At 71.8% G+C, this 12114-nt stretch carries 13 protein-coding genes; all 13 read left to right on the forward strand.

The features are described from left to right. Positions 1–50: 50 nt before the first annotated feature. The 13 genes from fusA to BLV01_RS10270 all read left to right on the forward strand — a co-directional run bounded on the left by fusA (position 51) and on the right by BLV01_RS10270 (position 12027). The gene (fusA, locus tag BLV01_RS10210) at positions 51–2114 is read left to right on the forward strand and encodes an elongation factor G (protein WP_091798415.1); all 2064 of its coding nucleotides are present in this window, start codon (positions 51–53) and stop codon (positions 2112–2114) included. Positions 2115–2150: 36 nt separating this feature from the next. Further along, complete coding sequence (locus tag BLV01_RS10215) at positions 2151–3068, forward strand: tetratricopeptide repeat protein (protein ID WP_091798418.1); 918 nt, start codon at positions 2151–2153, stop codon at positions 3066–3068. Positions 3069–3130: 62 nt separating this feature from the next. Further along, complete coding sequence (locus tag BLV01_RS10220) at positions 3131–3547, forward strand: DUF4087 domain-containing protein (RefSeq protein ID WP_091798421.1); 417 nt, start codon at positions 3131–3133, stop codon at positions 3545–3547. Beyond that, positions 3544–4800: a mechanosensitive ion channel family protein gene (locus tag BLV01_RS10225; RefSeq protein WP_175485852.1), complete on the forward strand. Its 1257-nt coding sequence runs from the start codon at positions 3544–3546 to the stop codon at positions 4798–4800. The genes BLV01_RS10220 and BLV01_RS10225 overlap by 4 nt, the downstream gene beginning before the upstream one ends. Positions 4801–4870: 70 nt before the next feature. Further along, positions 4871–5266: a thioredoxin family protein gene (locus tag BLV01_RS10230; protein WP_091798427.1), complete on the forward strand. Its 396-nt coding sequence runs from the start codon at positions 4871–4873 to the stop codon at positions 5264–5266. Between the two features lie 85 nt (positions 5267–5351). Beyond that, positions 5352–5981, forward strand: a complete 630-nt coding sequence (locus BLV01_RS10235; protein WP_091798430.1) for a LysE family translocator — start codon at positions 5352–5354, stop codon at positions 5979–5981. Positions 5982–6137: 156 nt separating this feature from the next. Then, positions 6138–6869, forward strand: a complete 732-nt coding sequence (locus BLV01_RS10240) for a tellurite resistance TerB family protein (RefSeq protein ID WP_091798433.1) — start codon at positions 6138–6140, stop codon at positions 6867–6869. A 120-nt stretch (positions 6870–6989) separates the two neighbouring features. Then, positions 6990–7520: a hypothetical protein gene (locus BLV01_RS10245; protein WP_139178599.1), complete on the forward strand. Its 531-nt coding sequence runs from the start codon at positions 6990–6992 to the stop codon at positions 7518–7520. 378 nt (positions 7521–7898) lie between these two features. Further along, the gene (locus BLV01_RS10250; protein WP_091798441.1) at positions 7899–8660 is read left to right on the forward strand and encodes a hypothetical protein; all 762 of its coding nucleotides are present in this window, start codon (positions 7899–7901) and stop codon (positions 8658–8660) included. Further along, positions 8657–9403 (forward strand): hypothetical protein, encoded by a 747-nt coding sequence (locus BLV01_RS10255; RefSeq protein ID WP_091798444.1) that lies wholly within the window; start codon positions 8657–8659, stop codon positions 9401–9403. The genes BLV01_RS10250 and BLV01_RS10255 overlap by 4 nt, the downstream gene beginning before the upstream one ends. Positions 9404–9419: 16 nt before the next feature. Next, positions 9420–9875 (forward strand): PIN domain-containing protein, encoded by a 456-nt coding sequence (locus BLV01_RS10260; protein ID WP_091798448.1) that lies wholly within the window; start codon positions 9420–9422, stop codon positions 9873–9875. 187 nt (positions 9876–10062) lie between these two features. Further along, positions 10063–10887, forward strand: coding sequence for an AraC family transcriptional regulator (locus BLV01_RS10265; RefSeq protein ID WP_091798451.1), 825 nt, complete (start codon positions 10063–10065; stop codon positions 10885–10887). Positions 10888–11055: 168 nt separating this feature from the next. Then, positions 11056–12027: a DMT family transporter gene (locus BLV01_RS10270; protein ID WP_091798454.1), complete on the forward strand. Its 972-nt coding sequence runs from the start codon at positions 11056–11058 to the stop codon at positions 12025–12027. Positions 12028–12114 lie beyond the last annotated feature (87 nt).

Consider the following 12114-nt stretch of genomic DNA (forward strand, 5'->3'; position numbering starts at 1 on the left):
CGGACAGCCATGACGGCCTTCCGACCCTAGCCTCAGGGAGAAGTCCGCTCATGTCCTACAGCACAGAACAAATCCGCAACGTGGCCTTGGCAGGCCACCCTGGCGCCGGCAAAACCACGCTGTTCGAAGCCCTGCTGCACGCCGGCGGCGCAGTCCAGACGGCAGGCACGATCGAACGCGGCAGCACCGTGTCCGACTTCGATCCGATCGAGAAACAGCGCGGGCACTCGCTGGATTGCGCGATCGCCAGCATCGATCACGGCGCGGCGCCCAATCAGCTCGTCCACGTCAACCTGATCGACACCCCCGGCTATCCGGACTTCCGCGGTCCGACGCTGTCGGCGCTGGCCGCGGTGGAAACCCTGGCGGTGGTGGTCGATGCCGACAGCGGCGTGCAGTACGGCACCCGCCGGATGATGGAGCACGCCAAGGCGCGCGGCCTGTGCCGCGCGATCGTGGTCAACAAGATCGACCACGACGGCGCCGACACGGCACGGGTGCTCGCCGACCTGCGCGAGACCTTCGGCGCCGAATGCCTGCCGCTGAACCTGCCCGCCGACGGCGGCGCCCGCGTGGTCGACTGCTTCGGCAGCGCCGAAGGCGACAGCGACCTGGGCGCGGTCGGCGAGTGGCACCAGAAGATCATCGACCAGGTGGTGGAGATCAACGAGACGGTGATGGGGCACTACCTCGACCTCGGCGAAGGCGGCCTGTCCGGGCAGGAGCTGCACGACGCGTTCGAGCAATGCTTGCGCGAAGGCCACCTGGTGCCGGTGCTGTTCTGCTCGGCGCGCAGCGGCGCCGGCATCGCCGAACTGCTCGACACCGCCGAGCGGCTGTTCCCGCACCCCGGCGAAGCCAATCCGCCGCCGTTCGCCAAGGGCGCCGGCGAGGATGCGCAGCCGATCCAGGCCACGCCCGATCCCAAGGCGCACGTGATCGCCGACGTGTTCAAGATCGTCAACGATCCCTTCGTCGGCAAGCTCGGCGTGTTCCGCGTCTACCAAGGCACGGTGCGCAAGGACACCCAGTTGTTCGTCGACGACGGCAAGAAGCCGTTCAAGGTCGGGCACCTGTTCAAGCTCAAGGGCCGCGACCATGTCGAGATCGACCAGGCCGTGCCGGGCGACATCGCGGCCGTGGCCAAGGTCGACGAGCTGCATTTCGACGCGGTGCTGCACGACAGCCACGACGAGGACCACATCCACCTGGCGCCGCTGAACTTCCCGCGGCCGATGTTCGGCCTGGCGGTGGAGGCGGCGAGCAAGGGCCAGGAGCAGAAGCTGTCCACTGCGCTGCACAAGCTGGCCGAGGAAGACCCGTGCTTCCACGTCGAGCACGAGACCGAGACCAACGAGACCGTGATTCGCGGCCTGTCCGACCTACACCTGCGCATCAACCTGGATCGGCTCAAGGACAAGTACGGGGTGGAAGTGCAATCGCGCCCGCCGCGCATCGCCTACCGCGAGACCGTCGCCGGCCGCGCCGAGGGCCATCACCGGCACAAGAAGCAGACCGGCGGCGCCGGCCAGTTCGGCGAGGTGTTCCTGCGCATCGAACCGCTGCCGCGCGGCGGCGGCTTCGAGTTCGTCGACGAGGTCAAGGGCGGCACCATCCCCGGCCAGTTCCTGCCGGCGGTGGAGAAAGGCGTGCGCCAGGTGCTGCACGACGGCGCCGTGGCCGGCTATCCGATCCAGGACGTGCGCGTGGTGGTCTACGACGGCAAGTACCACAGCGTCGACAGCAAGGAAGTGGCCTTCGTCGCCGCCGGCAAGAAGGCCTTCCTCGACGCGATCGGCAAGGCCCGCCCGCAGGTGCTCGAACCCATCGTCGATCTGGAGGTCAACGCGCCGGAGCAGCACATGGGCGACATCAGCGGCGGCCTGGCCAGCAAACGCGCGCGCATCAACGGCACCGACAGCGTGCGCGGCGGCGAGATCGTGGTGCGCGCGCAGGTGCCGCTGTCGGAGCTGGAAGGCTATGCGGCCGAACTGAAGTCGGTGACCGCCGGGCGCGGCCGCTACTCGCTGGACTTCAGCCACTACGAACCGGTGCCCGGCACGGTGCAGCAAAAACTGGTCGAGGCCTACAAGCCGCGGCACGAGGAAGACTGATACCGTGTGCGCCCCCACCGCCACGGCTTCTTCGCCATGCCCAAGCCCCGCAGCGCGCGCGAACGCGCCGAACTGCTCAACGAGTACGGCCACCGCCTCGGCGCGCGCGGCGAGGACGAGCGCGCGCTGAGCTTCTACGCCCAGGCGGCCCAGGCCGATCCGGCCTGGGCCGCGCCGTGGTTCAACATCGGCCTGCTGCACAAATACTTCGGCGACTGGGACCAATCGCTGCTCGCCAACCGCGAAGCGCTGTCGCGCGAACCCGGCCACCAGGGCGCGTGCTGGAACCTGGGCATCGCCGCGACCGCGCTGCGCGACTGGCGCAGCGCGCGCGAGGCCTGGCAGCGCTACGGCCTGCCGATCGAACCCGGCGACGGCCCGCTGCAGGCCGATTGCGGCCTGGCGCCGGTGCGGCTGGACCCGGACGGCCGCGGCGAAGTGGTCTGGTGCGACCGGATCGACCCGGCCCGCGCGCGCATCCGCAACGTGCCGCTGCCCGACAGCGGCCATCGCTACGCCGACATCGTGCTCAACGACGGCGCGCCCAACGGCAGCCGCCGCATCGGCGAGCGCGAGTATCCGGTGTTCGATCAACTGCAGTTGTGGCAAGCCTCGCCCTACGCCACCTTCGAAGCCTGGATCGAAACGGCCGAGCCCGACACCCTGGCCGCGCTGGCGCAGCGCGCGCATCGCGACCACGGCCAGGCCCAGGACTGGACCGACAGCGTGCGCCACCTGTGCCGCGCCTGTTCGCTCGGCGACGCCGATGCCGACGCCGGCCATGACCACCCGCCGCTGCAGGCCTCCGCCGACGGCGCCGGCGCGCGCTGGGTCGGCCTGGCCGCGCGCGAGGAAGCCGGCGCGCGCGCGATCCTGGACGATTGGCTTCACGCCCATCCGGCGGCGCGCCTGCTGCAATGGCGCCTGGCCGTGCCGGCGGGCGCGGCGGACTGACGCCGACCGTCGAAGCCGCCGTGGCAGCGGCTACCATGGCGGCACTTCATGGAGAACCGCGCATGGCCCGTCACGGACGTTCCCTTTCGCTGCCGCGCCTGGCGTTGGCGTGCGCCGCCGTGCTGCTCGCCGGCCACGCCGCCGCGGCCGGCCCGAAGCCGGAAACGCGCTGCGGCTGGTTCATCAACCCGACCCCGGGCAACGCCTGGCTGATCGACCCCGACGCGCAATGGACCGTGGGCTTGCAGGGCGGCCATCAGGCCGAAGGCCCGTGGCCGCAGCCGCCGTCGGAAAAAGAGTGGGTCAAGCACGAAGGCGACCCGCGCGGCTACGGCTACGGCTGCGCCTGCCTGAAAGTCGTGACCGGTTTCGACCAAAGCATCGTCCGCATCCTCTCGGCCAAGGGCAAGCCGCTCGCGCAATGCCGCCGCGACCGCGCCCTGACCGCGCTGGAACCGGACTACAGTTCCGACCAATGACCGCCGCGCCCAAGCCGCCGCCGCTGGACCGCGACCCGGAGCTCGCCGAAGTCGTCTCCGACGCCATGGACGTGGTGTCGAACCCGACCGACCTGCTGGTCACCCTGCTGGCGCTGACCCTCGCCGCCGCGGTCGGCGTGCTGGTCACGCGCACGCTCAAGCAACGCATCGGCCACCAGCGCCCGGTGCTGCTGACCCTGGTCGAGTACCTGTGCACGCCGGTGCTGACCCTGCTGACGCTGGGGGTGTTGAGCCTGTTCGGCGGCTCGTTCGGCAATCCGCTGATCGGCCTGGCCGCGACCTTGCTGCTGCTGTTGCTGGTGATCCGGTTCTTCGGCATGGCCGTGGAACTGCTGTTCCGTCCGACCCTGCCGCTGAAGATCATGCTGCGCGCGGTGACCGTGGTGGCGTGGCTGGCGCTGGTGGTCGGGGTGTTCGTCGACCGCAGCCAGCCGCTGGCCAAGCTCTACGGCGCCAGCTTCAAGTTCGGCGGCATCAGCGTGTCCAGCCAGGGCCTGGTCGCCGGCCTGATCGGCGGCGTGGTGATCGCGATCGTCGCGCTGTGGGGCGACAAGACCGTCGCCAAGCTGCTGCGCCGCAGCCGCACCCTGCAGCCGAACTACATCCTGGCGCTGTCGCGCATCTTCAGCGTGGCGATCTGGATCGCCGCGACCCTGGCGATCTTCGCCGCCAGCGACATCAACATCACCGCCCTGGCCGCGTTCGGCGGCGCGCTCGGCATCGGCCTGGGCCTGGGCCTGCAGAAGCTCGCGGCCAGCTACATCAGCGGCCTGATCGTGCTGTTCGAGCAATCGGTGCGGGTCGGCGACAACATCGTCAGCAACTCGGTGTCCGGCCGGGTCACCCGCATGACCGTGCGCTACACCATGATCCGCACCCGCGACGGGGTCGAAGCGATCGTGCCCAACGACCTGCTGACCAACAACGTCATCGTCAACCAGTCCTGGTCGGACCGGAACCTGCGCCTGGTCTGCGGCGTGCTGGTCAAGGGCGACACCGACCTGGAACGGGCGCGCGCGCTGTTCGTCGAGGCGATGAACGCGCAGGCCCGGGTGCTGCAGGAGCCGGCGCCGCACGTGTACATCACCGGCGTCAACGACAAGGGCATCCAGCTCGACGGGCACTTCTGGATCTCCGATCCGGAGAACGGCCAGAACAACGTCGCCTCCGACATCTACGACGCGACGCTGGCCGCGTTCCGCCACAACGGGGTGCAGCTGGTCGCGCAATAGCGCCGGCCGGCGGGACGCAGCGTCCGCCGTACGTCCTGTCCGCACCGCCGCCGCGCAGTAGCATGGGCCGATGACCGACACCGCTCACCCGCGCTTCTTCTGGCAGTTCCCGATGCAACTGGTCCGGCACGCGCGGCTGGACGAGTTCCTGCCCGACGACGGCCGCCTGCGGATCTTGTTCCTGTGGGGCAAGGACTGCCCGAACTGCGATATCGCCAAGGGCCAGATGCTGCTCGCGCAGGAGCGCTTGCGCTGGCCGGACGTGGACTGGCTGCACGACAACGTCTACGAGGACGCGGCCATGGGCACCCACTTCGGCCTGCACGGGATCCCGGCGTTCCTGGTGTTCCGCGGCGCCAGGAAGCTCGGCCGGATCGGCCAATGGCCGGGCACCGAGGCCTTCGTCGCGGCGATCGAGAAGCTGCGCGCGGCCGATCCGGCGGCCGCGACACCACCGGCGGCCTGAGCGCGCACCGCCGCGCGGCCGCCGGCTTGGCGAGCGGCGCGAGCCGGCGCAGACTTCGGCTCCATCCCCTTCGCGCGCCGCCGCCATGTTCGACGCCTCCACCCTCGCCGCCTACCTCATCGCCGCCGCCGTGCTGGTGTTCATTCCCGGCCCGGGCACCGCCTGGATCGTCGCCCAGAGCGCCGCCGGCGGCACCGCGCGCGGCATCCAGGCCGCGTTCGGGCTGGAAACGGCGACCCTGATCCACGCCCTCGCCGCCGGCCTGGGCCTGTCGGCGCTGCTGGCGACCTCGGCGCTGGCGTTCGAAGTCCTCAAGTACGCCGGCGCCGCGTATCTGGTCTGGCTCGGCATCAAGGCCTGGCGCGGCGGCCCGGCGGCGACGGCGCAGGCCGGCGACGCGCCGCCGCCGGCGCGGATTTCCGCACGCCAGGTCTATTTGCGCTCGGTCATGACCGGCGTGCTCAATCCCAAGGTGGCGCTGTTCTTCCTCGCCTTCCTGCCGCAGTTCGTGCATCCCGAACGCGGCATGGTGTGGCTGCAGTTCCTGGTCCTGGGCGCGTTGCTGTCGCTGATCGGATTGAGCAACAGCCTGATCCTGAGCTTCGCCGTCGGCCGTTTCGGCCGCCGCTTCGGCGGCGGCGGGCGCTGGAAGGAGCGCCTGACCGGCAGCGTGTTCATCGCCCTGGGCCTGCGCCTGGCGGTGCAGCAGCGCTGAGCGGCGCGCGCGTCGGCGCCGTTACGACCGGTCGTGCGGATCGGACCTGCTTGAACCGGGCCTTTACGCAGCCGTGCCGCCGGATGCGCGCGGCTTGAACCGGCGCCGGCGCAACCACAGGTCGGGATATCACGACCTCGCACCGGAGCGCCGCGCATGAAGACCCAAGGCTTTCTCGACCAGTTGCTCAAGACCGCGCAGAACAGCCTGGGCGGCGGCGGCCTGGGCGACCTGCTCGGCGGCGGCAAGCCGCTGGCGCGGACCGAGCCGCAACGCGGCCACGAACGGCGCGAGGACGAAAAGCGCGGCCTGCTCAACGCCGACTTCGGCAAGGGCGCCCTGACCGGCGGCGCGCTCGGCCTGCTGCTGGGCAACAAGAAACTGCGCAAGCACGCCGGCAAGTTCGCCCTCGCCGGCGGCGTGGCCGCGGTCGGCGTGCTCGCCTACAAGGCCTACGGCGACTACAAGCGCCAGCAGGAAGGCCCCGGCGCCGCGGAACCGCGCACCGTCGACCGCCTGCCGCCGCCGCAGGCCGAACAGCACAGCCGCGCGATCCTGCAGGCGCTGGTCGCCGCGTCCAAGGCCGACGGCCACATCGACGCGCGCGAACGCGAGGCGATCGAAGGCGAGTTCGTGCGCATCGACGGCGACGCGCAGCTGCGCACGTGGCTGCACGCGGAACTGGAAAAACCGCTGGACCCGGCCGACGTGGCGCGCGCCGCCGAGACCCCGGAGATCGGCGCGGAGATGTACCTGGCCAGCCTGCTGGCGGCGGACGAACAGAACTTCATGGAACGCGCCTACCTCGACGAACTGGCGCGCCAGCTCAAGATCGACGACGCGCTCAAGGCGCGGCTGGAGCAACAGCTGCGCGACGCGCAGGGCTGAGCGCCGCGGGCGTCCGCCTTCGCGACGCCCGCCACGCTCCGTCGCCCGCGCAGTCGCCACCGGCCGAGGCAACCGCTAGCATCGCCGACGCGCCGCCCGGCGCGCCTGCGGACCGACGCCATGCGATTGCTGATTCCCGCCCTGCTCGCGCTGACCTTCGTCGGCTGCTCCTGCCAGCGCAGCGCCGACGACGACGGCGACAACGGCCGCACCCCGCCGGCCCAGGCGCCGGCAGCGCAAGCCGCCGCCACGCCCAGCGCCGCGCAGCTGCGCGCCCAGGCGCTGGAACAGCGGCGCCTGCAGGCCTACAACGACGCCGTCGGCACCCTGCACCTTTACCTGCAACGCGTCGGCGCCGGCGATCGCGACGCCGCCGACAAGTTCTGGGGCTACCAGCGCATGCCGCGCAGCAGCGAGGAAGGCGGCCTGCGCGCGCTCAGCAACCTGCGCGGGCTGCGCATCGAGAACCGGACGCCGGAGCCGCTGGACCGCGAACCGGTACCGGAACTGCTGCGCATTCCGGTCGAATTGCGCGCGACCCTGGAGAACGGCGAGAACCGTCGCTACACGGGCTGGTATCGCCTGCGCCGCAACCAGGTCGAACAACGCTGGGAGCTGACCGGTGTGCTGATAACGGCGAAGTTGCAGTAAACGCGAGTTCCGCGGCGAACGCGCGTCCCGCGATCGCGCCTCGCCAGGCGGATCGCAGCAGCGGTTGCGCCCTGCGCGAACTCACTGCACGCCCATGGCCGGATCGCAGCCGCGGCAGCCTCCCTGTAGGAGCGGCGCAAGCCGCGACCGCGCCCCTACCCGCCCGCGCGCGCATCCGCACCTGCGCACACCCGACCCCGCGCCGCGCCCTGAAGCGCAAAGCGCACCCGCCGATCCCGCACCGCTGAACCCACGCTGCGCACCGAGCCGCCGCGGCGGCGGACCGCCAACGCGCGAACGCCGCAGCCCGCCGGCGCGGCTTACACTGGCCGACTCGCGCCGCCATCGCGGCGCGCCCCGGATGTCCAGGATTCCGCCATGCGCCTTTCGCCCGTGTTCGCCCTGTTGACCGCCGCCGCGCTGGCGGCCGCGCTCGCCGCCTGCGGCGGCAAGGACGCCGCCGCGGGCGGCGACGGCACGGCCGCGGGCGAGGCCGCCGCGCTGCCGGTGCCCGAAGGCGGCGGCCGCGGCGGCATCACCGGCATGCCCGAAGCCGGCCAGCCCGGCCCGGCCGGCGCCCCGGTCGCCGAGGCGCAACTGGACGAGAACGGCAACCCGTTGCCGCCGGCCGATCCCGCCGCGCTGCCGGCCGATCCCGCCGCCGTCGCCGCGACCGATCCGGCCGTGCCGGTGCCGGCCAGCGCCGACCCCGCCAACGCCGATGCCGCCGCGGCCGGCAATCCGCCCGCCGACGGCGCCGCCACCGAACCCACCGCCGAGGACGCCGGCGCCGTGGTCCGCGATTACTACGCCGCGATCAACAGCCGCAACTACGGCCGCGCCTACGCGCTGTGGTCCGACGGCGGCCGCGCCAGCGGCCAGGACGCGCAACAGTTCGCCAACGGTTTCGCTCAGACCGCCGGGGTGAGCGTGGAACTGGCGCCGGCGGGCCGGGTCGACGCGGGCGCCGGCCAGCGCCATATCGAAGTGCCGGTCTCGATCACCGCCACCCAGCGCGACGGCAGCCAGCGCCGCTACGTCGGCGGCTACACCCTGCGCCGCACCGTGGTCGACGGCGCCAGCGCCGAACAGCGCGCCTGGCGCATCGCCAGCGCCGACATCCGCGAGCTTAAGCCGTGAGCGCGACCCGCCTCGCCGCCACGCTGGCGTTCGCCGCGGCCCTGGCCGGTTGCCAGCGCGAGGCGGCGGCGCCCGCGGCCACCGCAGCGGCCGCGAACAAGCCCGCTGCGACCGCCGCGACGGCACCGGCAACGACGACCGCGTCGAACGACGCGACCGCGCGGCCCGCGCTCGCGCCGGTGAGCGACTACGTGCTGCCCGGCGCGCTCGCGCCCGATCTTGGCGTCGAACAGCTGCGCCAGTTGTTCGGCGCCGACAACGTCGCCATCGACGAGCACCTGCCCGGCGCGGAAGGCGAGGAATTCCGCGGCGTGCGCCTGTTCGACGGCGACCCGACCCGGCGCGCGCGCGTCTATTTCCAGGACAGCGAGAAACTGCGCGGCCTGTCGATCGTCGTCGTCGACGAACCGCGCAGCCGCTGGCGCCTGGACAACGGTTTGAAGATGGGCCTGAAGCTGAGCGAACTGGCGCGCCTCAACGGCAAGCCGCTGCGCTTCTTCGGCCTGGACTGGGACTACGGCGGGATCGTTTCCGACTGGAACGGCGGCGCGCTCGCGCCGAAGGACGGCGATCCGGTGCGGCGCAACGCGCGCCTGGGCCTGGCCGAGGACGCACCCACGCAAGCCAAGGTGCCGGCCGGCGACGGCGAGTTCTCCAGCGACGACAAGCGCTACCCCCAGCAAGGCGCGTTGCTGCAAGTCGGCGAGTTGAGCGTGTCCTTCCCCGGCGAGGACGATCTTTGACGCCGCGGCCGCACGCATGAGCGCCGCGCCGCGGATCGTGCTCGACAGCAACGTCTGCCTGGACCTGTTCGCGTTCGCCGACCCGGCGGTGGCGCCGTTGCTGCAGGCGCTGCGCAGCGGCGCGGTGACCGCGGTCACCGACGCGCCCTGCCGCGAAGAATGGCAGCGCATCCTCGACTATCCCCAGCTCCGGCTCGATCCGGCGGCGCGCGCGCGCTGCCTGCGCGAGTACGACGAATTGCTGCGGCCGTTCGCGCACGCTGGCGAAGGCGAAACCAAGCTGCCGCGCTGCGCCGATCCGGACGACCAGAAGTTCCTGGAACTGGCCCATGCCGCGGGCGCGCGCTGGTTGCTCAGCCGCGACCACGCCCTGGTGGTGCTGGGGCGGCGCACCGCGCGGGCCGGCTGGTTCGAGATCATGACGCCGCGGACCTGGGTGGCGCTGGAGGCGTGGCGTTCGCGCAGGGATTGATCGCGGCCTGAGACAAAAGCGTCGGGCCTGAAGACCCTCCCACGACAGCCGGCTGCGGCCGAAGGCGCAGGCCCGTGTGGCAGCGCTCTTAGACCCGATGCGCCCTGCTTTTGTGGGAGGGCCTTCAGGCCCGATGCTTTCGTCTCAGATCGCCGCGCCCCCCAAACCCACATGCCATACTCGCCCCATGCAAGGCGTGCCCGCCCGCTTCGACGCCACCTCCGACGCCGCCCAGTTCCGGCAGGTCGCGCATCGTCCGGGGGTCGAGCTCTACCGCGCCCACATCGTCCGCCACTCCTTCGACCCGCACACCCACGAGGCCTACGGCCTGGGCGCGATCGAATCGGGCGTGGAGCGTTTCCGTTACCGCGGCAGCGACCACCTCGCTCCGCCGGACTCGCTGGTGCTGATGAATCCGGACGTGCTGCACACCGGCCACGCGGTCACCGCCGAGGGCTGGCGCTACCGGATGATCTACGTCGAACCCGAGGCCGCCGCGCGGATCACCGGCGAGCAAGGCTGGTGGTTCGACGACGCGGTGCGCCACGATCCGGCGCGCGCCCGCCGGGTCACCGCGCGCCTGGATGCGCTGTGGCATGCGCGCGAACCGCTCGCGTTCGACAGCCATCTGCACGCCTTGCTCGACGAATTCCGCGACCACGCGCGGATGCCGCGGCGGGCGCGGCCGGAAGCGCCCAAGCGCTTCGCCCCGGTGCTGGACTACCTGCGCGCGCAACTGGCCGAGCGGGTGACCCTGGAAGAACTGGCCGCGGTCGCCGAGCTGAGCCCGTTCCACTTCCTGCGCCAGTTCCGCGCGCAGTATCACGTCACCCCGCAACAGATGCTGATGGCGCTGCGCCTGTACGAGGCCAAGCGCCTGCTCGCCGCGGGCCTGCCTGCGGCGCGCATCGCCGCGGAGACCGGGTTGACCGACCAGGCCCACTTCACCCGCGCGTTCCAGCGTCGCTACGGGATCACCCCGGCGCGCTATCAGAAGCAGCTGCGCGGCTGAGCCGATAGTCCGCGGTAAGCGCGGCGCGGGCTGCGACTGCGAAACCGCGCTTGCGGCGCGATCGTGCGAGCCCTCGGTCGCGGCTCGCGCCGCACCTGCAGGGGCCCTTCGCGCCGGACCGCAATCTGGTACAAGACGCCGCCCGCCGCGCCGCGCCATCCTGCGGCCATGCTGCTAGGAACCCTCTACGCCCTGCTCGCCGGCCTGATCTGGGGCCTGGTCTTCGTCGGCCCGCTGTTGCTGCCCGAATACCCGGCCGCGCTGCAGTCGGTCGGCCGCTACCTCGCCTTTGGCCTGATCGCGCTGCCGCTGGCCTGGCTCGACCGCAAGGCGCTGCGCCAGCTCGGCCGCGCCGACTGGATCGAGGCGCTGAAGCTGTCGCTGATCGGCAACCTGCTCTACTACCTGTGCCTGGCCAGCGCGATCCAGCGCGCCGGCGGGCCGCTGCCGACGATGATCATCGGCACCTTGCCGGTGATCATCGCGATCAGCGCCAACCTGCGCAACGCGCGCCGCGACGGCCGTCTGCCGTGGGCGCGGCTGGCGCCGTCGCTGCTGCTGATCGCGCTCGGCATCGCCTGCGTCAACCGCGCCGAACTGCGCGAACTGCAGGCGCAGTCGCACGCCGACCTGCGCCGCTACGCGCTCGGCGGACTGCTCGCGTTCGGCGCGGTGATCTGCTGGACCTGGTACCCGCTGCGCAACGCCGACTGGCTGCGCGCGCACCCCGGCCGCAGCCCGCGCAGCTGGGCCACCGCGCAGGGCGTGGCGACGCTGCCGCTGGCGCTGGCCGGCTACATCGCGCTGTGGCTGTACATGGGCGCGACCCACTCGCCGTTCCCGATGCCGTTCGGCCCGCGCGCCGGCTATTTCGTCGCGCTGATGGTCGCCATCGGCCTGCTCGCTTCGTGGGTCGGCACGCTGTGCTGGAACGAAGCCAGCCAACGCCTGCCGACCGCGCTGGCCGGGCAGTTGATCGTGTTCGAGACGCTGTTCGCGCTGACTTACGCCTTCATCCTGCGCGGGCAGTGGCCGCCGGCGCTGACCTTGGCCGGAATCGGGCTGCTGGTGGCGGGCGTGCTGTGGGCGTTGCGGATCAAGCCGGTGCCGCCGGAGGTGGCGGTGGAAAGCGCGGCGTGAGTGGGGCTGCGATCCGGAACGAGAACATCGGGCCTGAAGGTCCTTCCGCAAAAGCGTTGCGCGGCGCGCCCATCAAGAGAGTCTGAC

The organism is Lysobacter sp. yr284 (assembly GCF_900107375.1).
In the GTDB taxonomy this organism is placed as follows: Bacteria; Pseudomonadota; Gammaproteobacteria; order Xanthomonadales; family Xanthomonadaceae; genus Lysobacter.

What these genes read in the sequence shown, in the direction of transcription:
- fusA (WP_091798415.1), top strand. Translation starts at nt 51, where the DNA reads ATGTCCTACAGCACAGAACAAATCCGCAACGTGGCCTTGGCAGGCCAC.
- BLV01_RS10215 (WP_091798418.1), top strand. Translation starts at nt 2,151, where the DNA reads ATGCCCAAGCCCCGCAGCGCGCGCGAACGCGCCGAACTGCTCAACGAG.
- BLV01_RS10220 (WP_091798421.1), top strand. Translation starts at nt 3,131, where the DNA reads ATGGCCCGTCACGGACGTTCCCTTTCGCTGCCGCGCCTGGCGTTGGCG.
- BLV01_RS10225 (WP_175485852.1), top strand. Translation starts at nt 3,544, where the DNA reads ATGACCGCCGCGCCCAAGCCGCCGCCGCTGGACCGCGACCCGGAGCTC.
- BLV01_RS10230 (WP_091798427.1), top strand. Translation starts at nt 4,871, where the DNA reads ATGACCGACACCGCTCACCCGCGCTTCTTCTGGCAGTTCCCGATGCAA.
- BLV01_RS10235 (WP_091798430.1), top strand. Translation starts at nt 5,352, where the DNA reads ATGTTCGACGCCTCCACCCTCGCCGCCTACCTCATCGCCGCCGCCGTG.
- BLV01_RS10240 (WP_091798433.1), top strand. Translation starts at nt 6,138, where the DNA reads ATGAAGACCCAAGGCTTTCTCGACCAGTTGCTCAAGACCGCGCAGAAC.
- BLV01_RS10245 (WP_139178599.1), top strand. Translation starts at nt 6,990, where the DNA reads ATGCGATTGCTGATTCCCGCCCTGCTCGCGCTGACCTTCGTCGGCTGC.
- BLV01_RS10250 (WP_091798441.1), top strand. Translation starts at nt 7,899, where the DNA reads ATGCGCCTTTCGCCCGTGTTCGCCCTGTTGACCGCCGCCGCGCTGGCG.
- BLV01_RS10260 (WP_091798448.1), top strand. Translation starts at nt 9,420, where the DNA reads ATGAGCGCCGCGCCGCGGATCGTGCTCGACAGCAACGTCTGCCTGGAC.
- BLV01_RS10265 (WP_091798451.1), top strand. Translation starts at nt 10,063, where the DNA reads ATGCAAGGCGTGCCCGCCCGCTTCGACGCCACCTCCGACGCCGCCCAG.
- BLV01_RS10270 (WP_091798454.1), top strand. Translation starts at nt 11,056, where the DNA reads ATGCTGCTAGGAACCCTCTACGCCCTGCTCGCCGGCCTGATCTGGGGC.